Raw genomic sequence first — 25,478 nt, 5'->3', positions numbered from 1 at the left:
AGAGTTGTAGCACCTGGCGTTTGAGGAACGTAGACGCGCCCTGCGCGGCTGATCGCAGAGTAACCCAACATTATCAAGGCTTTGTTGGGTTTCGCTTGCGCTCAACCCAACCTACATTTCTTCTTAACTGAACCGTATTGCGTTGAAATACTCTTAATAATCATTAATTAACACACCTAGCGTGGTGAGGTGAAAACGCAGAGAATTTTTGATGATGAGTAATTATACGGACAACATGTGAGATTCGGGAGTTCTCACAAGAGCTTTACTAAAAATATATTATCGATGAATTCTGAGTTTTGAATGGGGTACAAAACCCCACAATTGTCAATCAAAGCTTAAGTGGAGTCAGCTAAACTTTGAAAATCAAATTTTTTTAACAATTCTAAAAATTTAAAAACCGCAGGGATATGTAAAGCGTTGGATAAAACTGCAATCGCTATGACTCTTTTTAGCGGTATTGGTAGTTTGTATACCTGCACTTCTGGAGGAATTGGTACTGCTGCTAAACGTGGGAGAATAGCAGCGGTGAGTCCTTGATTGACCATGCTGACAATAGTAGAGTCTTCTTGAATATGACTAGCGGTATTCAAAAAGGGTGCTAAATTTTTGATGTGTTCGTGTAGAGGTCGTCCACAGGGTAAGCAAGCCAACATGACTGGTGAATAAACTGCTAAATCTTGCCAAGTAATTTGGGAATTCTTGATTTTGGCATGGGGTGGTAATAAAGCAACATACTCATCTCGGAGAATTTCCCAAGTTTCAAATTCTTCACCTGTGGGTAGATAAGTAATACCTATATCGGCGCGTCCCTCACGTAAACATTGTTCTACATCTAAGTAAGCGAGGCGTTCTATGATGGTGACAGCGATTTCTGGGAATTGATGGTGAAACTTGGCGATCACTTGTGGTAATAAATGAGTGGCGACACTGCGAAAAGAGGCTATGCGTACATGACCACCATGTAAACCTTTATGCAGATTTGCTTCTTCTTGCATCATCTCTAAATGTTGCAGAACTGTCTTAGCATGATACAAAATGCGCTCCCCTGCTGGTGTTAAAACAGCACCGTAGCGACCTCTGGCAAATAAAGGTACACCTAATTCTTCTTCTAGGGTAGCAATGGCATGACTAATTGCTGGTTGAGAAAGCTGTAACTCACTCGCCGCTTCACTAAAGTTACCACACTCCGCCACTGCAACTAAGGCTCGGATCTGGGAGAGTTTCATCGCTAATTCCAATCCAGAATCTGATTTGTTTTTCCCAAATAGATTGTATCAATAGATTTTTACTATCTATAAATCACATTTATATAATCTATACAAGCCATGATTTGATTGCTGAGTGAGACGTTGCTACAGTTTTGATTGTGGATGATCATTCAGGAGCAATTCTATGACAAATAATAGGATGCGTCTACAAAGTAGTGACAGAGAATTAGAACTAGAAGTTAGTTATAAGCATCTGTCATTTTTCCAGAAAAAGCTGCGGAAGATTTGGCAAGAAATCATTAATTATTTAGTAGCTAGCCAAGAATTACAAGTTAAACAGAAAATAGATCGTCACGGTAATCATTATTGGCAAGCCTACGATCCCATGACAGGCAAATCTTTTATGTCAGGTTCAGAATCTGATATCCTTGCATGGATTGAACAACTTTATCGGTAATGTCAAATGCCAGATTTAACTCTTGTCATCGGCAATAAAAATTATTCATCGTGGTCACTTCGTCCTTGGTTGGCAATGAAGCAATTTGGTCTAGAATTTCAGGAAATTCGTATTCCTTTATATACTTCAGAAGCTGCATCACAACTTAGTCAATATTCTCCATCAAGGAAAGTACCTGTTTTATTACACGGGAATCAACAAGTGTGGGATTCTCTAGCAATTTGTGAATATTTAGCTGAAGAATTTCCCCATTTTAATTGGTGGCCAAAAGAGAAAACTGCTAGGACAATTGCTCGTTGTATTAGCGCCGAAATGCACTCTGGCTTTCAAAATTTACGTCAAAATATGCCGATGAACTGTCGTGCTAAACTTCCTGGTAAAGGGATGGCACTTGGAGTACAAAAAGACATTGATCGCATCACTACTATCTGGCGAGATTGTCGAGATCAATTTGGGAGTGATGGCGATATGTTATTCGGTCAATTTACCATTGCTGATGCCATGTTTGCTCCAGTTGTTTTAAGGTTTGTGACCTATGATGTGCAATTAGATCATATTGCTAAAAATTATGTAGAAGCAATTTTAGCAATCCCAGCATTGCAAGAATGGATCTCAGCAGGTAAAGCAGAACAGGAAATTATTCCTGCTTTTGAATTTTAGAAATTTGTTTATTTTAAAGGAGGGGATTGTAAATATTTTTAGTATGAATTTTATGACCACGGAACATCAAGCGTAACTCATCTACATCAGTCGTAAAACCCCAACGTTCATAAAAGTTTATCATCTCTGGTAAACAATAAAGAGAAAGCACTTCAACAGAGCCTAATTTAGGATGATTAATCACTAATTCCATCAATTTAGCCCCAAGTCCCATATTTCTGTGACTCGGTTTGACGATAACATCATAAATAGTGGCTCTATAGATAAAATCTGTGAGAACACGAGTAAAAGCAATCAAGCGATCGCATTCATCAACCAATCCAATCACAATATCTGATCCTGCTAGCATCTTCTCGACTTGATCACGAGTACGCTTGTGACTCCAGAATTCATTTTTGTATAAATCTAATAAATCTAAAATCTGAATTTCAGTTAGTTGTTCTACAACTTGATAATTCATGAGAAAATAATTAATTTAATTCTTGTTTATTAATCAAAATAATTGATTTTATCCTCCAACTTGCATCGCTTCAGCTGCTTTCACACTATTATCCAAAAAATTATATTTTTTCATAATTTTGTAGAGATTCATATCTGTTTCCAATAAACAAGCATGTCCACTTTCAGGCAATACCACAATTTTGGAGTCAGGTAAAATCTTTGCTAATCTTTGCGCTTCCGCCAGAGAAGGTAAAAGTCGATCCTGATTACTAGCAAGTAGTAAAACAGGTTGAGTTAGTAGACGTAATTGTTTTTCATCAACACGAAATTCTCGAATTAAAGATAATCGCCACAGAACAGTTTCTGAAGGTATAGAACGCATTGTTTTGAGCAATTCTTGGCGATCGCTTCTCGAAATACGTGACAATGTTGCTAAAAATGGCAACAAGCCCAAAGCACCAATGTCGAAAAAGTATGATGGTACGAAATAAGAAAATTGTGATGCCCAATCGTAGAAAGGGCTAAGATGAAAACTAGAAGCAGGATTGATCAGAATTATTCTTTCAAATAAATGTGGTGCTGCTACAGCTACTTTTTGAGCCAAACAACCCCCAAAAGATTCACCACACAGATAAACTGGTCGTTGGGAACTTTTTTCTAATTCTGTGTGGATCAAGTCCAAGACATTATTAGTTAATATTTCCCAGCTAGTCAAATCTTCCCGTGGAATTGCCAAACAACGAACATCAAAACCAGCTTCTAAACCTGCTGTTTGCGATCGCAATAATTGACCAGTTCCATCCATTCCAGGTAAATATACAAACAAGGGATATTCTGGTTGCAGACGTTTGGGAGTCAAAAAACACGGCTGTAGTGATACTTTTGGTGTAGTCATTGGTCAATGGTTATTGGTTGTTAGTCATTGGTTATTAATAGAGACGCGATGATACTCTTACCTTGAAGCCGCTCTTACGAGCGTCTACGCGTCTGTACAATGGTCATTAGTCATAAGTTATGGCTTATTAACAAATGACAAATGACAAATGACAAATGACGTTAATAACATCCTTCATGTAATAGATTAGCAATTTCGCCATGACAATGTTCTGTTAGTTCAGCAACAACAGTTTTAGCTTGTTTGCCTTGATATAGTTGTTGGTGTTGGGGTCTAATCCAATAAGGATGGCCAATCAACACCGCAACACGATTGTATATGACCAAAGGATGCCAACCAGGTTGATTAAACAACGGTTCCGAAGGATCAAACAAGTTCAATAGTTTGAGAGGAACAGCTGATGTGTTAATTTCTTCTATGGAGGCGATCGCAACTGGTAAAATTGCTAAATCTTGTACATTTGCTCGCAATGCTAGATGAGCAAATCCCCGTTGAAATTCACCCACCCAGTTCGGTTGGGTAAACTTCACCATCGGTTCTGTCCCTTCAGGAAAAACTCCAACCAACTGTTTTGATTGCAACAAAAGTTGCGCTTGCTTAAAAAAACTTTGTTGACGTTGTTGATTTGCCTCTAGCGGAAAACATCCCAATCCTGCTACTATCTCTCGCATAATCGGTACTTGTCCCATGTAATGATGGCAAGCAAATCTGATTGAACTCGAAAGTGCTGCCATCAAAATTGGTGCATCCATGAAGCTACGATGATTGCTCACTACCAACACGCTAGCATCTTGAGGGATGCGATCCTCATAGTAGCGAAACATCTTGGTTGAGAGTGTCGCCAACAACCAGTGAGAAATATCCAGGGGGCTGTTTACACTCATAACTCTTCAATATAAATATTTCACAAATATAGGTGTTTATCTACACGCTATCTTTACATTTGTTTACTATCTCTGGGACTGCCTTAAGGTAGAGATGTTTGATATACAAACTTCGGAAAATTTTTTGTCCAAGAGCGGTTGATTTATGGTGTCACCAGATAAAAAATGTGAAAACTCTTTTGATTAAAGTTAGGACTTACGCAATTGGCACATTATCTTAAGTTTGTACTGATGACTTGAGTCCTCACAATCAAGGCTAGAACCACTTACTACAAACAAAAAATGAAAATTGTATGTGACAACTGCGCGACTCCTAAGAGTTTTACACCTCTTGTTTAAGATAGGCGCGACAAACAAACTTCATCACAAATTATGAAAATAGTTCTGTGTGTCACCTGATCTCAACGTTTATTTTTTGTAGAAGTCAGCTATGAGAAAATCTCATGAACATTATTTGCAAATCTTTCTCCCCCAATTCCCCTTGTACCTTCTTTGGGGATCACAGTCCCGACCTTCCCCTATTTGTAATCCCTATTTTTATGACAATATATATATTTCTATTGTCACAAGCAATTAAACCAAGAAGTTTCGGGGAAATCAATAGCTGCGAATTTCTGTCTTTTTGGCAAAAATTAACTGAATTTATACCTACAAAAAACAAATTCTAAACTAAATAAATTTGTTAATATTCTAGTAGAAGTTGAAAATCAGGTGCTTATGTTATATAATTGCGTGGTTTTACCTGAATAAGTAAGATAGAAAATAGTTTTAACAACTTATAATATTATTGTGCATGAATCTAGTGGATAAAACAGAAAAAACATTTGCACTTACAACACCGCTATATTATGTAAACGACTTGCCTCATATTGGTAGTGCATATACAACTATCGCCGCCGATGTGGTGGCACGTTTCCAAAGACTTTTAGGGCGTCCAGTACTACTAGTCACTGGTACAGATGAGCATGGGCTGAAAATTCAGCGAACAGCCGAAAATAAAGGTATATCGCCACAAAAGTTCTGCGATGAAATGTCTAGTGGCTTTGTTTCTTTGTGGCAAGTGCTAAATATTAAATATGATCGCTTTATCCGGACTAGCGATTCTCGTCACGAAGCAATAGTCAAAGAATTCTTCCAACGAGTATGGGAGAAGGGTGATATCTACCAGGGACAGCAAAAAGGTTGGTACTGCGTCTCCTGTGAAGAATTCAAAGAAGAACGAGAATTACTAGAGGGACACCGTTGTCCAATCCATACCAACAAAGAAGCAGAGTGGCGAGACGAGAAGAACTACTTTTTCAAGTTATCTAAGTATCAAACCCAGCTGGAAGCGCTCTACCAATCTCAAGCAGATTTTATTCAACCAGAAACTCGTCGTAATGAAGTTCTCAACTTCGTCAAACAAGGGTTGCAGGATTTTTCAATTTCACGGGTAAATTTAGATTTGGGTTTTCGAGTCCCAACTGATCCGGATCATACCCTTTATGTTTGGTTTGATGCGCTACTAGGTTATGTCACAGCATTGTTGGAACCAGACGCAGAACCAACACTAGAAAACGCTTTAACAAAATGGTGGCCGATTAACTTGCATTTAATTGGTAAGGATATCTTGCGCTTTCATGCAGTTTACTGGCCTGCCATGCTAATGTCAGCTGATTTACCTCTACCAAAACAGGTTTTCGGACATGGCTTTTTAACCAAAGACGGTCTGAAAATGGGCAAATCTCTTGGTAATACTGTTGATCCCGTGGCTTTAACCACAACCTACGGTGCAGATGCTGTTCGTTATTACTTTCTTAAGGAAATCGAATTTGGCAGAGATGGCGACTTTAATGAAGGTAGATTCATCGATGTTCTAAATGCAGATTTGGCAAATGACTTAGGGAATTTGCTCAATCGTACTTTAGGCATGGTGAAAAAATATTGTGCTGGCAATGTGCCACCAATTACAAGTGAAGATATACCTAATGATAGTCCTTTGAAATCAATCGGTTTATGTCTAGGGGAACAGGTAAAAAATGCTTACCAAGCGTTAGCGTTCGATAAAGCTTGTGACACAATCTTGAAACTGGTACGAGCCAGCAACAAATTTATTGATGAACAAGCTCCTTGGTCTTTATACAAACAAGGACAGCAACAAGCTACAGAAAAAGTATTGTACTCTGTTTTGGAATCAGTGAGATTGGCCGCTTACCTCCTATCTCCAGTGATCCCAAACATCAGTAACAATATTTATCAGCAACTAGGTTTTGAAATCGACTTTAATAACCAAGCACAAACTTCCATTACCGCTCCTTTTGCCATTCATGGCACATGGGGAGTGCTAACCGACAAACAAAAACTGGGTGAACCCTCTCCAGTGTTTAAACGCATAGAACCATCTAAATAATATTAGCTAGTTCTTTCAATCTCTGATTTTGTTTACTTGGTCAGGGCTGATGCAATTAGCCCTGAAAGCTTATCATAAGTTCTTCAAACTCTATGTAAATCTCAAAAATTCAGTATCAATTATTTTTTGATAAAAATGAGGTATGACAATAATGTTGAATAATCTGGAAAACGACTCGATCTTCACGCCAGAGCAAGTTTTAGAGAATCGAGGTCGTGTTGCCATTTTTATTGATGGCTCAAATTTATTTTATGCAGCACTTCAATTAGGTATTGAAATCGATTATACCAAGTTGCTATGTAGATTAACAGGCGGCTCTAGATTGTTACGTGCTTTTTTTTATACTGGTGTAGATAGAACCAACGAAAAGCAACAGGGCTTTTTACTGTGGATGCGTCGTAATGGTTATCGGGTTATAGCCAAGGATTTAGTCCAACTACCAGATGGTTCTAAAAAGGCCAATTTAGATGTAGAAATTGCGGTAGACATGATGGCTTTAGTAGATTCATATGATACAGCAGTTTTAGTCAGTGGTGATGGGGATCTGGCATACGCAGTCAATTCCGTGAGTTATCGTGGCGTGCGGGTAGAAGTAGTCAGCTTGCGTTCAATGACTAGTGATAGTTTAATTAATGTGAGCGATCGCTATATAGATTTAGAAGCCATCAAAGAAGATATCCAAAAAACTCCACGCCAAAGCTATCCCTATCGACCCTTAACAGGTATGGATTTTTTAGACCAACCCAGAGAGATTGAGGGACAGTTGGAAGTTCAAGAATGAAGCAGCAACACAAAGGACAAAGGGGACACGGGGGACACGGGGGAGATGGGAGACATGGGGGACATGGGGGAGATGGGAGCAATCTTTCCTCCTTGTCTTCCCCCTCTCCCTTATCCTCCTTGTCTTCCCCATCTCCCTTGTCTTCCTTGTCCTCCTTGTCACCTCCCTCTCCCCCCTCCCTTGTCTCCGTTCTAGGCGTCCGTCTCAGGATTTTATTTTTAACTCTCTCGCTTGTAATTGGACTAGTTTCCTGTAGTGATCAAACTCGCACATCGAATAAATCACCTGCGGAGAATGTATCTCCTCAAGATGCAGATAGCAAATTAACTTTCTTTGATGTCACTTTAGAACAAGCAGACGAAGTTGGACGACCGATTTGGAAAGTTGTAGCAAAACAAGCAAAATACACCAAAGAAAAACAAATTGGTCAGGTTGAAACTCCCTATGGTGAGTTATACCAAGATGGAAAAATAGTTTACCAAGTACAAGCAGAAAAAGCTGATATTGAACAAAATGGTAAACAATTATTTTTGAAAGGCAAGATAGTTGCTACAGATCCCAGCAATGGTGTTGTCTTACACGGTAATGAATTAGAATGGCGTCCTCAAGAAGATTTATTAATTGTCCGCAACCAAATTAATGGAACTCATAAACAACTAAAAGCAGTAGCAAGGGAAGCACGAGTTAAAACCCGAACTCAACGCATAGATTTTTCTGGGGGAGTAGTTGCGAACTCTCAAGATCCACCATTACAAATGCGGACAGAACATTTAATTTGGCAGATTAAAGATGAAAAACTCATCGCTGATCGTCCAGTACAAATAGACCGTTATAAAAATAATCAAATTACCGACCGTGGTAGAGGAGATACAGCCGAAGTTAATTTAAAAACTAAAATTGCTAGCATTACAAAAAATGCCCAAATAGAATTGCTGGAACCGCCAATGCAAATTGTCAGCAACTCTATGAACTGGAATATGAACACAGAAATTGTCACGACAAATGCTCCTGTGCGTGTATTTCATCGAGTTGAAAATGTCACAGTTACTGCTAATCAAGGTGAATTGAGAATTCCCCAAAAAACAGTTTATTTAACAGGTAATGTCAACGGTGTGGGACAGAAACGCCAATCCCTCAAATCGAATACAGCAACTTGGTATCTTGATCAGAAATTAATTGATGCTCAAGGTAATGTAGTTTATAAACAAGTTGACCCGCCGATGACATTTATTGGTGAAAAAGCTGTCGGTAATATTCAAACAGAAAACATAGTTGTTAGTGGTGGCAATTCACAAAATAGAGTAGTGACGGAGATTATTCCCAAAGAAAAATTTAAGAGTCAATAATTAAGAGTAAACCAAAAAGAAAGTAGGCGATCGCCACTTTTCGATTACCAACCCAAGAGGATGTTTGAAAAGTCGGGACGGAACGCACCTTGTTTTCTTATCGGTTGCAGATAAAGGTCAGGCTACAATAAAAACAGACAATACCTTTAGCGAATAATGCTCCAAGAACTCGAAGCCGTATTTGATGGGACAGCCCTTCAGCTAGAAGAACCCTTAAACCTAGCCGCAGGTACAAGGGTGCGGATTGTTGTTGAAAGTGTTTTGCCCAACGAAGTAAAACCACCTAAAACGTTTCTTAAAACTGCTCAGTCTTTAAAATTGCAGGGTGAGTCTGATTGGTCAGAGAAAATTGATCGATATTTGTACGGGAAAACTCTTTCTGACAATGACTGTAAGTAGCCAAGTGGCAAGCGATCGCGATTGACCGAGTGGTCAGATAAAGTGTAGTAACCAAGTGTTTACGTGTTATGGAGGTTTATTATGCCTTGCTTTCGCCCCATTTATATGAATATTGGTTATGCACGTTATTACTCGCTCTCGTCTTATAGAGTTTTGGGAGAAGCATCCTGATTCTAAAACTAGTTTGCTCCTCTGGTACAAGCTTACAGTTACTGCTGGTTGGCAGAATTTTGTAGAGCTACGCGAAGTTTTTGCCTCTGCTGATCAAGTTGGCAATTTTACAGTCTTCAATATTGGTGGTAATAAATATCGCTTGATTGCTTTCATTGATTACAAATACCAGAAGGTGTTCATCCGTAATATTCTTACTCATGCAGAGTATGACAAGGACGATTGGAAAAAGGATGACTGGTATGAGTAGATAACTAACAGGTCGTCGCTATTAACCGACGTAATTGTAGTATATCACCGGGACGCCGCCGTTAACGGGCGAAAAGGACATATGTTCGCTGCTAAATCTGATAGTTATATTGAGCTTCTACACAAGTTCCCGCCTCGTCCAATCAAATCAGAGGCAGATTTACTTGCAGTTCAAGAAGTTATTGATGGTTTACTTGACTCTGGTGAAATAACATCAGACGAACAGGACTATCTTAATTTGTTGGGCATTCTTGTTCATGAATACGAGGAAAAATATGTACAAATTCCAGATATAAAGGGGGTAGAGTTGCTTAAGGCGTTAATTGATGAACTTGATCTCAAGCAAAAAGACTTAGTTCCTGTTTTCAAAACCGAGTCAATTGTGTCCGCAATTCTTAATGGTCAGCGCAAGTTAACTGTGGAGCACATTGAAAAATTAGCTGAATTTTTCAGTGTTTCCCCATCTGTCTTTTTTAGTAAGTCATCATGGTAATTCGGCAACCACGCCATAGCAAATTCTTCTTTGCTATAGCGTGGGGATGAAATTTATGAGCGTGATTTACGTCGTCTCGTTGAGCCAGATCACATAGGTCAAATTGTTGCCATTGACATTGAAACCAGTGTATGGGAAGAAACCGGTGTATGGGAAATTGATGCTGATGAGATTACCGCTTGCGCTCCTCTGGAAGCTCGTAACCCAAACGCGCAAATTTGGATCGTACGTGTTGGTTCTCGCTACATTCGTCGATTTGGAGTTAATTAACTAACTTCTAAATAAAACTTCATTACGATTAGCTGCACCCAGCTTTGGTACATAATTGATACCTAAGTGAGGCGTAAGAACACTAGGAACGCTTTGAGCTATTTGGAGTTGCTTGATCAGATGTTGTAGAAACTTATCCTGTTCAGAACGGAATGTGGGTACATAGGGGCCACGGTTAATGATGGCGAACCAAACCAAACCGCGATCGCGCGTAGGCATGACTCCCGCTAAAGCACTCACTTCATTAAGAGTACCAGTTTTAATCACAGTAGCAGCAGGAATGTGTCGGGCGTGCAGTGTCCCCCGGTGATCGAACCCAGAGGTGGGAAATAGGTCTGCTAAATTTAAGCCGTGTGTGAGTGCTTCTTGTTGAAGTGCCATGAACATTGCACAAGCAGCTCTGGGAGAAATCCGATTTTCGACTCCAAGCCCGGAGCCATTGATTAACTGAATTTCTGTCGCTGGAACCCTGGCTAATTGGGCTGCTGTTGACTGGACAACAAAATGACCTCCCACCAAATCTGCTAGCATTTGTGCAATGTCATTGTTGCTAAAAACATTCATCTCCTTAATGATTTGCTTTAAAGGCAAAGAGTAATGACGCACGAGTAAAGTTTGCTGTGGATTTGGTTGCGCTTGCACTTTCACAGTACCTGCGATCGCAACTTGAGGCTTAGGTGTGCCTTTGGCCATTCGCGAGTATTGAAAAGTAATCCCACGAGTCCAGGTGGTGTGATTAAATGCTTGCTTGAGTAACTGTCCTGCTAACAGTGGATCTCGTTGGAAATTCATGGCGAAATAACCAGTAATTACTAAATTACCTTGGACTCGCTTGATTCCCATTTTGTTGAGGGTGTTACCAAGAGCGATCGCTTCTTCCCAAACAAACAAAGGATCGCCACCACCAATAATGACTAAATCACCTTTTAACACTCCGTTTTGTATTGGTCCAGTAGCGCTGACTAAAGTCTCAAATTTATGGTTTGGTCCCCAAGTTTTAAAAGCAACTAAAGAGGTCGCTATCTTAGTTAATGAAGCAGCAGGTAAAGGAATAGTACCTTGGTGATTTGCCATCAACATTGGCCCTGACTGTATCCAAATCCCTTGACTCTGGACTGTATTCGCCGCTACTAATCTTGATGTTGCTAGACCTTGAAGATACTGTTGAACTGTAGTGATTCCAGCTGGGTTTGGGTCAGGGGCAACAATTAAGCTAGGGCTACTTTGCAAAGTCAAAACATCTATCGGTTCTAGAGGCTTGATGTGTACTCCAGCCATCTCCAACCACATTGAAACTAAACCTGAACCAATTAACTCCAGCATGATTCACTCCTCATAATTTCTGCAAAGATACTACTGTAAACAAAAGGCTGTAAAGCATATATTTTAGGCTTTTTAGCTCTTTTTTACTGCGTAGTTAATTTTAATAAGCTTACTTTAGCTATTAGCCATCAGTTTGTGAAGACATAAATAATGTCAAACAAAAGTAGATTACTTTCTTTTCGAGTTCTGCGGAAAATCAACTTCAAATCAGGTAATTTTTGAATTAGGGAACACAAGAGTGAGGTATTGGGCATTAGGCATAGCCACAAACGACTAATAAGCAACCACCAACCAACAACCAAGCAACAACCAACCATAAATAAACAAAGTCTCAAAAAATCAGTCTAGTACGTAATTTATTCAGTATGTATGGGGAGTAATTCATGTTATGTTGGGCTTGTTAGTTGCTTGGTTGAAAGTAGAAAAGACAAAAAATGAAGGATAAAGTAAACACAAACACTAGGGTTTATCCTGATGTTTATTTTACAATTTATACTTTTTTATTCAGTCTTGAATTGACGGATGCAATTTAGCAACCACGAATCTACTACTTTCAGCAGAGGCATCTGGTAAAATTTGTAAGGTTTCTAGAAGCTCTGAGCAATGGGATCGACTTGCGTACGAATCGCAATTGACGCAATGGGAGGGGATCACGCACCCGGTGAAATCGTCGCTGGCGCACTACGAGCTAGGGATGAGTTGGGTGTGGAAGTATTGTTGGTGGGTGATCCCCAACAAATTGAAGCAGTGCTGCCACCAAAGACCAATTTGGGGCAGGTGCAGATCGTTCCGGCTGAGGACGCGATCGCGATGGATGAGGAGCCTTTAAGCGGCGTAAGACGCAAACCCAAGGCTTCGATTAACGTGGCGATGGATTTAGTCAAGCAGGGACAGGCAGATGCTGTGATTTCTGCCGGTCACTCAGGCGCAGCAATGGCAGCAGCATTGCTCCGCTTGGGACGACTGCCGGGAATTGATCGCCCAGCAATTGGTGCGGTGTTTCCCACAATGATAGCTAGCAAGCAAGTACTGATACTTGATGTCGGCGCCAATGTAGACTGCCGTCCAAAATTTTTAGAGCAGTTTGCTGTTATGGGGTCGGTTTATAGTCAGTATGTTTTGGGTGTTCCTGAACCAAAAATAGGTTTATTGAACATCGGTGAGGAAGACTGCAAAGGCAATGATGCAGCTGTTCGCGCCCATCAACTGCTGCGGAAAAACTCTCAGATTGCCTTTGTTGGCAATGCTGAAGGACGCGATGTACTCTCTGGTCAATTTGATGTCATCGTCTGTGACGGCTTTGTAGGCAATGTCTTGCTGAAATTTGCCGAAGCAATTGGAGAAGTAATGCTGCAAATTGTCAGGGAAGAATTACCCCAAGGATTGCATGGTCAAATCGGTACAGCAATTTTAAAACCCAACCTGAAGCGGATTAAACAGCGGATGGATCATGCTGAACATGGAGGTGCTTTGCTTTTGGGTGTAGATGGTATTTGCATTATTGGTCATGGCAGTTCTCAAGCACCTTCAATTTATAATGCCATGCGATTAGCAAAAGAAGCTGTGGATCACCAGGTGCTGCAAAGAATTCAATCTAAATATCAAAGAAAATCCTCCGGGCAACTGTTGCCCGAAAACAGTCAATAGTCAATGGTCAATAGTCAATGGTCAACAGTCAATGGTTGATTAACTTAAACTATGGACTATTGACTCTGGACTTTGGACTTTTGACAAATGACAAAATGCTAATAGCTTGGGAGAACCCGGAGTGCAAAACGTAGGAATCGCAATTACAGGAAGTGGTTCAGCAGTACCAGCTACTTCTCTGGATAATCAAAGACTCACAGAACTGGTTGAAACATCAGATGAATGGATAACTACAAGAACAGGAATTCGTGAACGCCGTTTGGCAAAAGCAGGTGAATCTTTAACCGAACTTGCCACTACTGCTAGCAGTCAGGCGATCGCCATGGCTGGAATTACACCACAACAGTTAGATTTGATTTTACTGGCAACCTCCACGCCCGATGACTTGTTTGGCAGTGCTTGTCAAATTCAAGCCAAGTTAGGAGCAACAAGAGCAGTAGCATTTGATATGACAGCTGCCTGCTCAGGCTTTGTATTTGGATTGGTAACAGCGGCCCAATTTATCAAAACAGGTGTATATCAAAATGTTTTGTTAATCGGAGCAGATATTCTCTCGCGTTGGGTAGACTGGCAAGACCGACGCACATGTGTGCTGTTTGGTGATGGTGCTGGAGCGGTAGTATTGCAGGCAAATGAGAGCGATCGCTTACTGGGATTTGAACTCAGAAGTGATGGCACTCAAAACGATTGTCTCAACCTTCCCTATACACCTGACACTACAGAACTACTCCCAGGTGTTGTTGTTGGTAGAGGTAACTTCCAACCTATAACCATGAACGGCAAAGAAGTTTACCGCTTTGCTGTCCAACAAGTGCCAGAAGTCATCGATAAAGCCTTGTTTCGTGCAAACCTCAGCATTGAGGAAATAGACTGGCTACTATTACATCAAGCTAATCAGCGTATTCTTGACTCTGTTGCCCAGCGCTTGAATATTCCGGAGCAAAAAGTTATTAGTAATCTGGCTTACTATGGCAACACCTCTGCCGCTTCTATCCCCCTTGCCTTGGATGAAGCAGTGCGGCAGGGCAAAATCAAACCCAATGATATCATCGCCACATCAGGTTTTGGTGCTGGACTCACTTGGGGAGCTGCAATTTTTAAATGGGGACGGTAACATTTGTCATTCGTCAATTTGTCATTTGTCATTTATTTTAGTTGCTCGTTTTTTGTTGTCAGTTATTTGTTTCAAGCAACTACTTAATATACAAGCAATAAAGAATATAATCTGGCTAATGACCAATGACTAATAACTCTTGACGAATGACAGATGACCAGTGACCAATGACTAATGACCAATGACTAAATGACTGTTGACTAATGACAAAAACCGCATGGGTATTTCCCGGACAAGGTTCCCAATCATTGGGAATGGGAACAGATTTGATACATCTACCTTTAGCAAAGGAAAAGTTTGCTCAAGCCGAAGAAATTTTAGGCTGGTCTGTAATTGAGATTTGTCAAAATGATGCTGACAAGCTATCACATACTCTCTACACTCAGCCTTGCTTATATGTGGTAGAAAGCATTCTTGCTGATCTCCTACGAGAAAAAGAACAACCAGATTTAGTTGCTGGTCACAGTTTAGGAGAATATATTGCTCTTTACGTTGCTGGCGTGTTTGAATGGTCTGCGGGGTTATGTTTGGTAAAACGCCGTGCCGAACTGATGGACAACGCTGTTGGTGGGATGATGGCGGCTTTAATGAATTTTGACCGGGAACAACTAGAAAAAGTCATTGCCGAAAATCCTGATGTTGTTGTGGCAAATGATAATAGCCCTGCCCAAGTTGTAATTTCTGGCACACCTACAGCAGTACAAGCAGTCATATCTCAAGTAAAGGCAAAACGTGCAATGCCTCTCAAAGTTTCTGGTGCGTTTCATTCACCTTTGATGACAGAAGCTGCAAACGAGTTTCAAGAAATATTAGCTTCGGTAGAATTTCATAAAGCTAATGTGCCGGTTTTATCTAATGTCGAACCAACTCCAGCGACAGAAGCAGAAGTTTTAAAACAACGTCTCATCCAACAAATGACAGGGGGAGTGCGCTGGCGAGAAATTGCACTGGCATTATCAGAAAATGGGATTGAGCGAGCAGTGGAAATTGGCCCTGGTAACGTCTTAACTGGCTTGATTAAACGCACTTGTTCAAATTTAGTTTTGGAAAATATCCGTAATCTTGCTGAGTTACCTGTTTAGCTTTTACGATTTGGAGACTTAGAGAAGCGATCGCATAATTGCAATCATAAATTTCTATGACCTACTGAAACCTCAGTGAATTGCGCGTAAAGTTGTACAAAAGTAGTGGCGATCGCTTATTGTTAATTTGGTCTGATTTCAATTACCTTCTGTGGGCAAAAACCGCGAACCGTTAGCCAGTCTATTACTCTACCAAGCCTTTAAGTGGTCTGTTGTTAGCCCCATGCTAAATGTTTACTTTCGGGGTAAGATTTATGGTGCAGAAAATGTCCCTTTGAGCGGGCCTTTGGTGGTCGTAAGCAATCATGCTAGTAATTATGACCCGCCGATTATTTCCAACTGTGTACGCCGTCCTGTGGCGTATATGGCCAAAGAAGAACTGTTTAAAGTCCCAGTTTTAAAACAAGCCATTGAATTATATGGTGCTTACCCAGTCAGCCGAGGAACAAGCGATCGCACTGCTATTCGTGCAGCCCTCAAATATCTTGATGAAGGATGGGCTGTAGGTGTTTTTTTACAAGGTACTCGCACTCCTAACGGACGCATCACAGATCCAAAACGAGGCGCAGCTTTGATAGCCGCTAAAGCACAAGCACCATTGTTACCTGTTTGTTTGTGGGGGACACAGGCTATAGAAGAAAAAGGTGTCGTTATCCCTCGTGCGGTTCCCGTGACAGTGAGAATTGGTGAACTGATACCCGCACCCACTTCTACAGACAAAGAAGAATTAGAAGCATTAACACAAAAATGTGCTATGGCAATTAATTCACTACACGAACAAGGACGTTGAAAATAGGGAAAGGAGAATGGGGAATGTGGAACAGGAAACAGGGAATATGAAAGAGGCAGTATCATGCTACTTAGAGAGATTTTCTCGTGAATAGCTGACTTAAAAATCTTCCTCATCGACAAAAAATTCTGCATCATCTTGTGCAGTAGAATTACGTTGTTCAGAACCAGCCAGCCCCCACAATGGTTGTAGTAATCCCATGCCAACCATCCCCACAGCTGCACAGAAAGCCAGTAATAAGCCTACTGGAAGTTGAATTGATTGAAAGCTTAGAAATTTTAAAGATATTGGCGTGGCGTTTTGTACTGAGAGAAGGGCAACAGCCATTATCCAAAAAACTAGAATAATTATTGTCAGTAGAGTAGCAAGAGTTTTCATGATGATTGATAACGAGCTGCCATAGCCAAAACTTTCTTCACCTATTTTAAGTTTTGAGAAGTGATAATTATTTCTATTTAGGTATTTTTTATCTCTAAACGAGAATTTATCTAACTATTTGTAAAGTATAGGTCAAGATTAGTGTTGCAAATCTTCATGTACGCAACCACTAGAAGTAGACCAAGAGTACAATATAGTGCATCGTACTTTAATTTGAACCAAGACTTTTAACCAGGTATTCCAAATATTCTCCCCATTCTGTTAGATGTGGGGCTACTAGCATTTAGTCTAGTTTAGGTTCAAATGTGAAAAGGTGGATATTGAGTAGCCAGCAAAAATGTTGGTAAGCGAAGCCTCCGATACAGCTTAGATATTTGTCACAATAGTATTTAGTAATTTCTAGAGTGGCAATAACAACAAAATCAAGGATATATTTAATCCCATACTCAGATGCTGGGTTTTAGCAATTAGTAGTAAATATCAATGCTCCAAGCTGAATTTCAGTAATTAGCATTGTCACCTATTACGATCGCATAATACCGTTCAGCAATTTTTACCGTCCAAGCAGAATCTGCCATAACTTAAATGGCAGTTTGGTTAGCTACTTGGCTACTAAGTGAGTAAAGCCTGTGTAGCTGATGTTATGCTCCGTTTTTCTCTCACAGTTGCTAAGTAATGTCAACTCCAGAGCGACCTTTTGCCAGTTATCATCTTTGGTCTTTAGTTGCCCCCGCATCTGGGCAACAACGTTGGCACTGTCAAATGAGACGAGGATATATTAAAGCACGCCAACATGAACCTCAAGTTAAAGCACTGTTAACAAAAGTTACACCACCCCAGCGTATAGGCTTGCTAGCACAAAAAGGTGTTTATGAATTTCATCATCACAGATACCTATTAAATCAGTCAGACGGCGTAGAAAAAGTTGCCGAATTACTGAGACTAAGCAATTCATCTGATGAAGTGCAACAGCGTGTGTTGCAAATTTTGCAGAAATACCACAATGAACCATTGCTTTCAGGTAAACGTATTGTCTTGTTAACCCGTGGTGATGAAGGATTTCCCAAACCCATTTTAATTGATCAAAAGCATTATTGTTTCCGCTTGTATGCGGCGATGGACTGTATTTTCATCGAATCTTCAGGTAATTTACATATTTTAGATTTTAAAACTGGTAAATCTGCTTTTGATCGTCGTCAGGCATTAGTTTATCTTTTGGCAGCTCGTTATCTTTACCCCAGACACAAAGCTATAGCTTCCTTTTATAATTTAGAATTTTCTAAAAAATCGGAATTAATTAGTGTTACTAAAGGAGAATTAGATTTACTTGAGTTTGAGTTAGCTAGTATTGCTCAAAAACACCAACAAGATTTGCAAAAATATCAAAGGGAAAGCCAGAATTTTAGCCAAATATTTCCACCCAATCCTGGCTATCACTGCCGATTTTGCCCATTTAATTCTATATGCGAATTTTCTGCTTTTAAGGCTTCACAAACAGTCTAGTCTGATTGAGAAAAAATCAGGCTTGCGATCGCTTTTTGATGAGTGTGAATAGCGATCGCTCGAAATCTGTCACGAAATCGCAAACTCTGTATGTTTTCGCTGTTCAAGAGTTCTAAACCCCAAAACAATCTACTCTTTAGGAATTCCCGCAGCCACTAAATCTACAGCAACACCCTCTTCTGTACCTCGTGCTGAATCCAAAGCTTATGATCAATAATTATCGATAAAATGAGCATTGAAGAAGGCAGTCCCAATGAAAAAATTTCACCCCCTACAGAAGGCATAGTTTTCTTTGTGTCTTAGTGTCTTTGTGGTGAAAAAATAAATCTATTATTAACCACCAAGACACCAAGACACCAAGTTGAATCGCCAAAAATCAGCCTATGAAAGACCGTATTGAGCTAAAACGGTGGTAGTTCTCCCAAAATGGTGAAGCGAATGTGATTAATTGCCAACTCACCAATAGAAATTTCTTCTTTTGTCAGCCTCGCACCTTTACTAGTTAAAGTTTCAAAAGAGATACCTTTACCAATTTCAATGTGATACCAGCACAAACCCATAAAAAACCGTGTGGGATAAGGTCCATTATTACCAATATCATCAGGATTAGATTCCATTGGCAACCAACCAAAACCAGGTATATAGAATTCCAACCACACATGGTTGTAGTCTGGTTGTAGGGGAACATGTTGGTGTTCTGCGTAGGTGGGACATTTATAGCGTCCGACGGTACGACAAGCTATGCCATTTAAGCGACACAAAGCCAGTAAGACACCTACGTACTCACCGCAAGAACCTACGCCTCTTTCTAAAACTCGGTCTGGAGTGTCTATGTGAGGTTTAATACCGTAAGACAACTTGTCGTAGACATAATTACGGATACTGTACATTTTCCGAAGCAAATTTGTTTCTGTGCCAATTGCTTCTTCAGCAGCACGGCGGACAATGGTAGTATCCATCGCCAATTCATCATCATCCACGAGATAGCGAGTTTGATATTCTGGTGATAGTTCAGGAATATCTTCTACATCTGGTGGAGTGAGACGATATTTGATACCTCTGACTTCCACAACTGCCTTCCAGCCAAACATGTGTCGTTCGCCTGGGGTAAGGGTATCAAATTTAAACACTGCCACACGTTGCCCATCTATAATTTCTTCTTGAAAAGGTAGTCCCACAGGTTCAACGTGTTTGACCTTTTGACGGTCTGTGTCGCTGGGTAGGGCAATACGCCATTCTAGTTCTTGTAAGTAAACCTCTTCAATTGGGGCAATTTCCTCCACATAAGACATTTCGAGCAGATAGCCATTAGAAAGAGCGTAGCGCTTGTCTGGAAAATAACGATAGTGGAGTGGGTGAATAAACGTGCGATCGCGGTATGCTAATTCGTGGTTAGGGTCAGCATTCGGGTTATCGCGAACATAAGGTTCTTCGGAAGCGTAGGCGACGTAGAGAGTTTGTTGACCTGTACTGGTATCTGTTTGTACTGCTATGCCTGTAGGAGATTCAAATGGTGTTAGTACACTAAATTGCACTTCTCCTGTCGCCCTGTCCATGCAGTAAACAGTTTGTTCTGTAGCATCGCAAGCCCAAAGAATTTCATCAGTTACAGCCAAATTTTCTATTCCTACACCAGGAGCGTAAAATCTGGTAATTTCTTTACGGGTATCGCGATTAAAAATTAAAATATCTCCCAACTTTTGGCAACTGACATAAACTGTTGATTCCCAAACAGCAATACCATTAGCAGGGTAAGGCAGGGTAACAAAATGTTCCAGCCCCAAAGAATTTAGTTTACACAAATAAACACTATTATCCCTTGTCACCCAGAGGGTATCTTCCCAAATTGCCAAACCAGTGACATCTGTAAATTCTCTGCTTTGATGAGCATTGAGAATTTTGGTATTGTCAGTGGCAGGATCTATTTGCAGCAGATACCCTTTAGGAGAGTCGATAGCAATCAGGGTATCCTGGAAGAAAGTAATGCCACCCAAAACGGCAGCACCAATTGGTCGAATTGTTTTTTGCCCGAACATCTGGCTAGCGGTCAAACTGGGAAGAGCAAAATTCATATTAAACTAATTAGCTTAAAGGTTTAGCACGCCTGGAATTTATTTTGGTATGTTTTGTGCAATTCAACTCCCAACTTTTATTACTCACAATTATCAAGGATGATGTGCTATAAAAGGCAGTTACTCTAGCAATAACACTTGGATATTGCTGTAGAAAAATTAGGGAGGTGTGAGGAATCACACTTAAATTAACGCTTTTTAGCAATATTCCTAATGTAACTTTAGTTGATGGTTTTTATAGCTATCACTAAATTATGATCGAATTCTGTAACCATTTCCTGTAACTTACACAATGTCTGCTCATTCTCTGCCTGATTCAACTACCGCTTGGCATAGTTTAGAAGTTGATAAAGCAATAGAACTGCTCTCCACCAATGCAGACACTGGCTTATCACCTCAAGAAGTGCAACAGCGATTGGAAAAGTACGGTCCGAACGAACTTGAGGAAACCGGTGGTCGTAGCGCCTGGGAAATCTTGGTAGATCAGTTCAAAAACATCATGTTGTTGATGCTGATCGCCGTGGCGATTATTTCCGGGGTTTTAGACCTGCTGGCGTTGCAAAAGGGCGGGTTGAAACCGGGTGAAGTACCATTCAAAGATACGATCGCCATCTTAGCAATTGTGATCCTCAACGGTATCCTGGGTTATGTTCAAGAAAGCCGTGCCGAAAAAGCTCTCGCAGCACTAAAAAAACTCTCCTCTCCCAACGTCCGCATCATTCGTGACCGCAAACTATTAGAGGTGGCTGCTAAGGATTTAGTGCCGGGAGATGTAATGCTGCTAGAAGCAGGGGTGCAAGTGTCAGCAGATGGACTTTTATTAGAAACATCCAACTTGCAAATCCGAGAATCGGCACTCACAGGTGAAGCCGAAGCGGTTAACAAACAGGCAAAAACTACATTACCTGAAGATACAGGAATTGGCGATCGCATCAATTCGGTATTCCAGGGTACAGAAGTTGTTCAAGGACGGGGCAAGGTTCTGGTAACAAACACTGGCATGACAACCGAACTGGGAAAAATTGCTACCATGTTGCAGTCCGTGGAAAGTGAACCCACGCCTCTACAACAACGCATGACCCAGCTTGGCAATGTCCTAGTCACAGGTTCTTTAGTATTAGTAGCTATTGTTGTAATTGTAGGTTTGCTGCGTGGTGGCAACTTAACAGAATTATTGGAAGTTTCTTTGAGTATGGCGGTGGCGGTAGTACCAGAAGGTTTACCCGCAGTGATCACTGTTACCTTAGCTTTGGGAACTCAACGGATGGTACGTCGCAAAGCTTTAATTCGCAAACTACCAGCCGTAGAAACTCTGGGTTCTGTCACCACAATCTGTTCTGATAAAACCGGTACCCTGACTCAGAACAAAATGGTAGTACAAGCTGTCTACACACATGCTTCTAGCCCAAATCAAGATCAAACAACTTCTCTTCACCAAGAGTTCCGCGTTACAGGAGAAGGTTACGCTCCTACAGGCGAGTTTCAACTCGAAAATCATCCAGTTGAAGTACAAGACAATCCAGAACTACAAGCCTTGTTAGTTGCTTGCGCTGTTTGTAATGATGCACATTTGCAACAGCAGCAAGGACAGTGGACTATTTTAGGAGACCCAACAGAGGGCGCTTTAGTGACACTGGCTGCCAAAGGAGGAATTGAAAAAGACCAGTGGGATAGTAAATTGCCACGCGTGAGTGAGTTCCCGTTTTCCTCAGAACGGAAGCGGATGAGTGTGATTTCTAAGGTTGAGCAAGTAGAAACAGGTGTCTCGCCTTTAAATGAAGTTGACCCAACGATCAGCAACTTGGTGAAGTCCCATGGCTATTTAATGTTTACCAAAGGCTCACCAGAATTAATTTTGGCTCGTTGTACTCAACTTTATGTAGGTAATGGCGCTGTTCCCCTGACTCAAGAACAGCGAGATGAAATTTTAGCAGAAAACGATCGCATGGCTTCTAATGGTCTGCGAGTACTGGGTTTTGCCTATAAATCGCTTATAGAAATTCCCAGCGAAGGTTCAGATGAGACATCTGAGCAAGAATTAGTCTGGGTGGGTTTAGTCGGAATGCTTGACGCACCTCGTCCCGAAGTCAGGGCGGCGGTACAAGAGTGTCGAGAAGCAGGCATTCGACCAATTATGATTACTGGTGATCATCAATTAACAGCACGAGCGATCGCTACTGATCTAGGAATTGCCCAAGCAGGCGATCGCGTCCTCACAGGCCAAGAACTGCAACGAATGAGCGACCAAGACCTAGAGCAAAATGTAGACTTGGTGAGTATTTATGCCAGAGTTGCCCCAGAACATAAACTGCGAATTGTCCAAGCCTTACAGCGTCGCGGCAGATTTGTAGCGATGACTGGTGATGGTGTTAACGACGCCCCCGCCCTCAAACAAGCTGATATCGGTATTGCTATGGGTATTACTGGTACTGATGTCAGTAAAGAAGCCAGCGACATGGTACTACTAGATGACAACTTTGCTACCATTGTTGCTGCCACTGAAGAAGGTCGAGTTGTTTACACCAACATCCGCCGTTTTATTAAATATATTCTGGGTAGTAATATTGGTGAAGTTCTGACAATCGCAGCTGCGCCGATCTTAGGATTAGGAGGAGTACCCCTCACACCCCTGCAAATTCTGTGGATGAACTTAGTAACAGATGGTTTACCAGCCCTAGCCTTAGCTGTAGAACCCCCCGAACCCGACGTGATGAAGCGTCCCCCCTTTAGTCCCCGTGAAAGCATTTTCGCTAGAGGCTTGGGTTCTTACATGATTCGCATCGGGATTATTTTCGCGATCATTACCATTATTTTGATGATGTGGGCTTACAATCATTCCACAACTATATACAGCGACCAATTGAGTCAAGATCGTTGGAAAACAATGGTATTTACTTCTCTGTGTCTTGCTCAAATGGGTCATGCGATCGCGATTCGCTCCAACACCCGACTGACAATACAAATGAATCCTTTGTCAAATCCCTATGTCTTAGGAGCAGTTGTGTTAACCACGATTTTACAACTGATGCTAGTTTATGTTCCTCCTCTGCGTAATTTCTTCGGCACACACTATATTACTTTGCCGGAATTGGCGATTTGCCTTGGCTTCAGTGCCTTAATGTTTGTGTGGATTGAAATTGAGAAAATCGTCTTCCGATTAATGGGCAAAAAAACCGTTTAGAGATCGGGGGTTGGGGAAAGGGGAGCGGGGATTAGGGACTTATCAGTTATCAGTTATCAAATTAAACTGTTAACTGATTTATGGCCCAATCCCCTTTCCCCAATCCCCTTTCCCCAACCCCCGATCCCCGATCCCCGATCCCCGATCCCCAATCCCCAATCTATGTATTTAAAAACCCTCCACCTCCGACACTTTCGTAACTATAAAGAGCAGCAGGTTGAGTTTACTGCTCCGAAAACGATTTTGGTGGGTGATAATGCTCAGGGAAAATCTAATTTATTGGAGGCGGTGGAGTTATTAGCAACATTGCGATCGCATCGTACTTTCCGCGATCGCGAATTAGTGCAAGAAGGAGAAGAACTCGCGCAAATTAGTGCTTCTCTCAAACGAGAAACTGGTACTAGTACTCTAAACTTAATTTTGCGTCGTAATGGTCGCCGTACAGTAAATCTCAACGGCGAAAACCTCCGGCGTCAAATGGACTTTCTCGGTGTCCTCAATGGCGTGCAGTTTTCTAGCTTGGACTTGGAATTAGTACGTGGAAGTCCCGAAGGTCGTCGTCACTGGCTAGATACTCTGTTGATTCAACTAGAACCAGTATACGCGCACATTTTGCAACAATATCATCAAATATTGCGCCAGCGAAACGCCTTTTTGAAACGCAATGTAGAGACGTTGTATACAACGTCTTTACAATCTGAATTAGCTATATGGGATACACAGTTGGCGATCGCAGGTACGCGAGTAATTCGGCGCAGAGAACGAGCCATACAACGACTCGCTCCGATTGCCAAAATGTGGCACGCTAGCATTAGTGGCAGTAAAGAAATTTTGCAAATTAAATATTCACCCAATGTTCCTTTAGAACAAAATTATCCAGAAAAGGTACAGCAAGCCTTTCTAGAAAAGTTGCAACAACGAACTATTGCTGAATTGCACCAAGGTACTACTTTGGTTGGGCCACATCGGGACGAAGTAGAATTAATCATTAATCAAACACCAGCCCGTCAATATGGTTCTCAAGGTCAGCAACGAACCCTAGTATTAGCTTTGAAACTAGCAGAATTAAAATTAATTGAAGAAGTTGTGGGAGAACCACCACTGCTACTTCTTGATGATGTTTTAGCTGAACTAGATCCATCTCGTCAAAATCAATTACTTGATACAATTCAAGACCGTTTTCAAACAATAATTACTACTACTCATTTGGGTGCTTTTGATTCCCAATGGTTGAATTCTTCCCAGATTTTTTATGTTAAAAGTGGTGAAATATCAACAGAAAAATTAGGAATTTAGAAATAATAAGTAAGTCGGTGAGAATAAATCAAAGTATGTTAATTAATGTAAAAATATTAAAATAAGTTCGTAGTAAGGACTTTAGTCCTTACTACACCGAAGCCGTTCTTACGAGCATCTACACTACAAATTTTTGATTATTTGCGCTGTCTTACTTATATCAATCCATTTCTTTGAAGCTCTTGCATTGTTTCCAGGGTTTTTTGATATGCATCCATTCTGCCTTCCTGCTTAAATAATTCAGCAGCTTTCTGCAAATCAGCTTTCCCTCCTTGCTTATAAGAGCGTAGGTTGAAAACCCTGTGGCTTGAGCCACGGGATGAAAGCCACCAGTGAAGGATTTATCCTTCCACGACACAAAGTTTTCAGTATCTTCACACAGATATTATGCACGATGTGTTAACATAAAAGAGTAGTTGGTTAGGTCGAAACCGATGATAATTTAC

At 40.9% G+C, this 25,478-nt stretch carries 22 protein-coding genes; 15 read left to right on the top strand and 7 right to left on the bottom strand.

The genetic code is table 11. The features are described 5' to 3' along the window. Positions 1 to 338: 338 nt before the first annotated feature. A complete protein-coding gene (locus ACE1AT_RS02005) occupies positions 339 to 1,229 on the bottom strand; it encodes a LysR family transcriptional regulator (RefSeq protein WP_374865644.1) in 891 nt (296 codons plus the stop codon). A 166-nt stretch (positions 1,230 to 1,395) separates the two neighbouring features. Here ACE1AT_RS02005 and ACE1AT_RS02000 point away from each other — a divergent pair, with 166 nt between their 5' ends. Then, positions 1,396 to 1,668, top strand: a complete 273-nt coding sequence (locus ACE1AT_RS02000) for a hypothetical protein (protein ID WP_374865643.1) — start codon at positions 1,396 to 1,398, stop codon at positions 1,666 to 1,668. Positions 1,669 to 1,674: 6 nt separating this feature from the next. After that, a complete protein-coding gene (locus tag ACE1AT_RS01995) occupies positions 1,675 to 2,328 on the top strand; it encodes a glutathione S-transferase family protein (protein ID WP_374865642.1) in 654 nt (217 codons plus the stop codon). A gap of 13 nt (positions 2,329 to 2,341) precedes the next feature. On the opposite strand, the gene ACE1AT_RS01990 is transcribed toward ACE1AT_RS01995, so the two are convergent. The 3 genes from ACE1AT_RS01990 to ACE1AT_RS01980 form a co-directional block, all read right to left on the bottom strand. Continuing rightward, complete coding sequence (locus tag ACE1AT_RS01990) at positions 2,342 to 2,788, bottom strand: GNAT family N-acetyltransferase (RefSeq protein ID WP_374865641.1); 447 nt, start codon at positions 2,786 to 2,788, stop codon at positions 2,342 to 2,344. Between the two features lie 48 nt (positions 2,789 to 2,836). After that, the gene (locus tag ACE1AT_RS01985) at positions 2,837 to 3,664 is read right to left on the bottom strand and encodes an alpha/beta fold hydrolase (protein ID WP_374865640.1); all 828 of its coding nucleotides are present in this window, start codon (positions 3,662 to 3,664) and stop codon (positions 2,837 to 2,839) included. Between the two features lie 161 nt (positions 3,665 to 3,825). After that, positions 3,826 to 4,548: a lysophospholipid acyltransferase family protein gene (locus ACE1AT_RS01980; protein ID WP_374865639.1), complete on the bottom strand. Its 723-nt coding sequence runs from the start codon at positions 4,546 to 4,548 to the stop codon at positions 3,826 to 3,828. A gap of 793 nt (positions 4,549 to 5,341) precedes the next feature. Between ACE1AT_RS01980 and metG the strand changes: the two genes are divergently transcribed. The 6 genes from metG (at position 5,342) to ACE1AT_RS01950 (ending at position 10,376) form a co-directional block, all read left to right on the top strand. Beyond that, positions 5,342 to 6,937, top strand: coding sequence for a methionine--tRNA ligase (gene metG / locus ACE1AT_RS01975; protein WP_374865638.1), 1,596 nt, complete (start codon positions 5,342 to 5,344; stop codon positions 6,935 to 6,937). A gap of 151 nt (positions 6,938 to 7,088) precedes the next feature. Beyond that, positions 7,089 to 7,718: an NYN domain-containing protein gene (locus tag ACE1AT_RS01970; protein ID WP_374865637.1), complete on the top strand. Its 630-nt coding sequence runs from the start codon at positions 7,089 to 7,091 to the stop codon at positions 7,716 to 7,718. Then, positions 7,715 to 9,064, top strand: coding sequence for an LPS export ABC transporter periplasmic protein LptC (gene lptC / locus ACE1AT_RS01965; RefSeq protein ID WP_374865636.1), 1,350 nt, complete (start codon positions 7,715 to 7,717; stop codon positions 9,062 to 9,064). Before ACE1AT_RS01970 ends, lptC begins: the two co-directional genes overlap by 4 nt. Before the next feature lie 156 nt (positions 9,065 to 9,220). Further along, positions 9,221 to 9,463: a hypothetical protein gene (locus tag ACE1AT_RS01960; protein WP_374865635.1), complete on the top strand. Its 243-nt coding sequence runs from the start codon at positions 9,221 to 9,223 to the stop codon at positions 9,461 to 9,463. Between the two features lie 118 nt (positions 9,464 to 9,581). Next, positions 9,582 to 9,884, top strand: a complete 303-nt coding sequence (locus ACE1AT_RS01955) for a type II toxin-antitoxin system HigB family toxin (protein WP_374865634.1) — start codon at positions 9,582 to 9,584, stop codon at positions 9,882 to 9,884. A gap of 81 nt (positions 9,885 to 9,965) precedes the next feature. Then, positions 9,966 to 10,376 carry a type II toxin-antitoxin system HigA family antitoxin gene (locus ACE1AT_RS01950; RefSeq protein WP_374865633.1) on the top strand — a complete coding sequence of 137 codons (411 nt, stop codon included), beginning with the start codon at positions 9,966 to 9,968 and terminating at the stop codon, positions 10,374 to 10,376. A gap of 270 nt (positions 10,377 to 10,646) precedes the next feature. Here the strand turns inward: ACE1AT_RS01950 and ACE1AT_RS01945 are convergent, their stop codons facing one another. Further along, entirely contained in the window at positions 10,647 to 11,969 is a 1,323-nt protein-coding gene (locus ACE1AT_RS01945; protein ID WP_374865632.1) for a D-alanyl-D-alanine carboxypeptidase, read from the bottom strand. A 603-nt stretch (positions 11,970 to 12,572) separates the two neighbouring features. On the opposite strand from ACE1AT_RS01945, the gene plsX reads away from it, so the two are divergent. From plsX to ACE1AT_RS01925, 4 genes are all read left to right on the top strand, one after another. Beyond that, entirely contained in the window at positions 12,573 to 13,616 is a 1,044-nt protein-coding gene (gene plsX, locus ACE1AT_RS01940; RefSeq protein WP_374865631.1) for a phosphate acyltransferase PlsX, read from the top strand. Positions 13,617 to 13,737: 121 nt separating this feature from the next. Next, on the top strand, positions 13,738 to 14,730 hold the full coding sequence (locus ACE1AT_RS01935) for a beta-ketoacyl-ACP synthase III (RefSeq protein ID WP_374865630.1): 993 nt from the start codon (positions 13,738 to 13,740) through the stop codon (positions 14,728 to 14,730). 203 nt (positions 14,731 to 14,933) lie between these two features. Next, positions 14,934 to 15,812: an ACP S-malonyltransferase gene (gene fabD, locus ACE1AT_RS01930; RefSeq protein WP_374865629.1), complete on the top strand. Its 879-nt coding sequence runs from the start codon at positions 14,934 to 14,936 to the stop codon at positions 15,810 to 15,812. Positions 15,813 to 15,963: 151 nt separating this feature from the next. Further along, positions 15,964 to 16,602, top strand: coding sequence for a lysophospholipid acyltransferase family protein (locus tag ACE1AT_RS01925; RefSeq protein WP_374865628.1), 639 nt, complete (start codon positions 15,964 to 15,966; stop codon positions 16,600 to 16,602). 99 nt (positions 16,603 to 16,701) lie between these two features. Here ACE1AT_RS01925 and ACE1AT_RS01920 read toward each other — a convergent pair whose 3' ends face one another. Further along, positions 16,702 to 16,980, bottom strand: a complete 279-nt coding sequence (locus ACE1AT_RS01920; protein WP_374865627.1) for a DUF1049 domain-containing protein — start codon at positions 16,978 to 16,980, stop codon at positions 16,702 to 16,704. A gap of 675 nt (positions 16,981 to 17,655) precedes the next feature. Here ACE1AT_RS01920 and ACE1AT_RS01915 point away from each other — a divergent pair. Beyond that, positions 17,656 to 18,483: a PD-(D/E)XK nuclease family protein gene (locus ACE1AT_RS01915; protein ID WP_374865626.1), complete on the top strand. Its 828-nt coding sequence runs from the start codon at positions 17,656 to 17,658 to the stop codon at positions 18,481 to 18,483. Between the two features lie 401 nt (positions 18,484 to 18,884). On the opposite strand, the gene ACE1AT_RS01910 is transcribed toward ACE1AT_RS01915, so the two are convergent. Then, positions 18,885 to 20,555: a transglutaminase domain-containing protein gene (locus tag ACE1AT_RS01910; RefSeq protein WP_374865625.1), complete on the bottom strand. Its 1,671-nt coding sequence runs from the start codon at positions 20,553 to 20,555 to the stop codon at positions 18,885 to 18,887. A 292-nt stretch (positions 20,556 to 20,847) separates the two neighbouring features. Here ACE1AT_RS01910 and ACE1AT_RS01905 point away from each other — a divergent pair, with 292 nt between their 5' ends. Then, positions 20,848 to 23,736 carry a cation-translocating P-type ATPase gene (locus ACE1AT_RS01905; RefSeq protein WP_374865624.1) on the top strand — a complete coding sequence of 963 codons (2,889 nt, stop codon included), beginning with the start codon at positions 20,848 to 20,850 and terminating at the stop codon, positions 23,734 to 23,736. A gap of 162 nt (positions 23,737 to 23,898) precedes the next feature. Next, positions 23,899 to 25,032 (top strand): DNA replication/repair protein RecF, encoded by a 1,134-nt coding sequence (gene recF / locus ACE1AT_RS01900; protein ID WP_374865623.1) that lies wholly within the window; start codon positions 23,899 to 23,901, stop codon positions 25,030 to 25,032. Positions 25,033 to 25,478 lie beyond the last annotated feature (446 nt).

This window comes from Pelatocladus sp. BLCC-F211 (assembly GCF_041928655.1).
GTDB lineage: Bacteria > Cyanobacteriota > Cyanobacteriia > Cyanobacteriales > Nostocaceae > Pelatocladus.
This window is presented reverse-complemented; position numbering and strand designations above follow the sequence as displayed.

Bases quoted from the DNA above. Each gene is read 5' to 3' on its own strand.
- ACE1AT_RS01995 (WP_374865642.1), top strand. From the start codon at position 1,675: ATGCCAGATTTAACTCTTGTCATCGGCAATAAAAATTATTCATCGTGG.
- plsX (WP_374865631.1), top strand. From the start codon at position 12,573: ATGGGATCGACTTGCGTACGAATCGCAATTGACGCAATGGGAGGGGAT.
- ACE1AT_RS02000 (WP_374865643.1), top strand. From the start codon at position 1,396: ATGACAAATAATAGGATGCGTCTACAAAGTAGTGACAGAGAATTAGAA.
- metG (WP_374865638.1), top strand. From the start codon at position 5,342: ATGAATCTAGTGGATAAAACAGAAAAAACATTTGCACTTACAACACCG.
- ACE1AT_RS01910 (WP_374865625.1), bottom strand. From the start codon at position 20,555: ATGAATTTTGCTCTTCCCAGTTTGACCGCTAGCCAGATGTTCGGGCAA.
- lptC (WP_374865636.1), top strand. From the start codon at position 7,715: ATGAAGCAGCAACACAAAGGACAAAGGGGACACGGGGGACACGGGGGA.
- ACE1AT_RS01950 (WP_374865633.1), top strand. From the start codon at position 9,966: ATGTTCGCTGCTAAATCTGATAGTTATATTGAGCTTCTACACAAGTTC.
- ACE1AT_RS01970 (WP_374865637.1), top strand. From the start codon at position 7,089: ATGTTGAATAATCTGGAAAACGACTCGATCTTCACGCCAGAGCAAGTT.
- ACE1AT_RS01955 (WP_374865634.1), top strand. From the start codon at position 9,582: ATGCACGTTATTACTCGCTCTCGTCTTATAGAGTTTTGGGAGAAGCAT.
- ACE1AT_RS01960 (WP_374865635.1), top strand. From the start codon at position 9,221: ATGCTCCAAGAACTCGAAGCCGTATTTGATGGGACAGCCCTTCAGCTA.
- ACE1AT_RS01915 (WP_374865626.1), top strand. From the start codon at position 17,656: ATGTCAACTCCAGAGCGACCTTTTGCCAGTTATCATCTTTGGTCTTTA.
- ACE1AT_RS01920 (WP_374865627.1), bottom strand. From the start codon at position 16,980: ATGAAAACTCTTGCTACTCTACTGACAATAATTATTCTAGTTTTTTGG.
- fabD (WP_374865629.1), top strand. From the start codon at position 14,934: ATGACAAAAACCGCATGGGTATTTCCCGGACAAGGTTCCCAATCATTG.
- ACE1AT_RS01945 (WP_374865632.1), bottom strand. From the start codon at position 11,969: ATGCTGGAGTTAATTGGTTCAGGTTTAGTTTCAATGTGGTTGGAGATG.
- ACE1AT_RS02005 (WP_374865644.1), bottom strand. From the start codon at position 1,229: ATGAAACTCTCCCAGATCCGAGCCTTAGTTGCAGTGGCGGAGTGTGGT.
- recF (WP_374865623.1), top strand. From the start codon at position 23,899: ATGTATTTAAAAACCCTCCACCTCCGACACTTTCGTAACTATAAAGAG.
- ACE1AT_RS01905 (WP_374865624.1), top strand. From the start codon at position 20,848: ATGTCTGCTCATTCTCTGCCTGATTCAACTACCGCTTGGCATAGTTTA.
- ACE1AT_RS01980 (WP_374865639.1), bottom strand. From the start codon at position 4,548: ATGAGTGTAAACAGCCCCCTGGATATTTCTCACTGGTTGTTGGCGACA.
- ACE1AT_RS01985 (WP_374865640.1), bottom strand. From the start codon at position 3,664: ATGACTACACCAAAAGTATCACTACAGCCGTGTTTTTTGACTCCCAAA.
- ACE1AT_RS01990 (WP_374865641.1), bottom strand. From the start codon at position 2,788: ATGAATTATCAAGTTGTAGAACAACTAACTGAAATTCAGATTTTAGAT.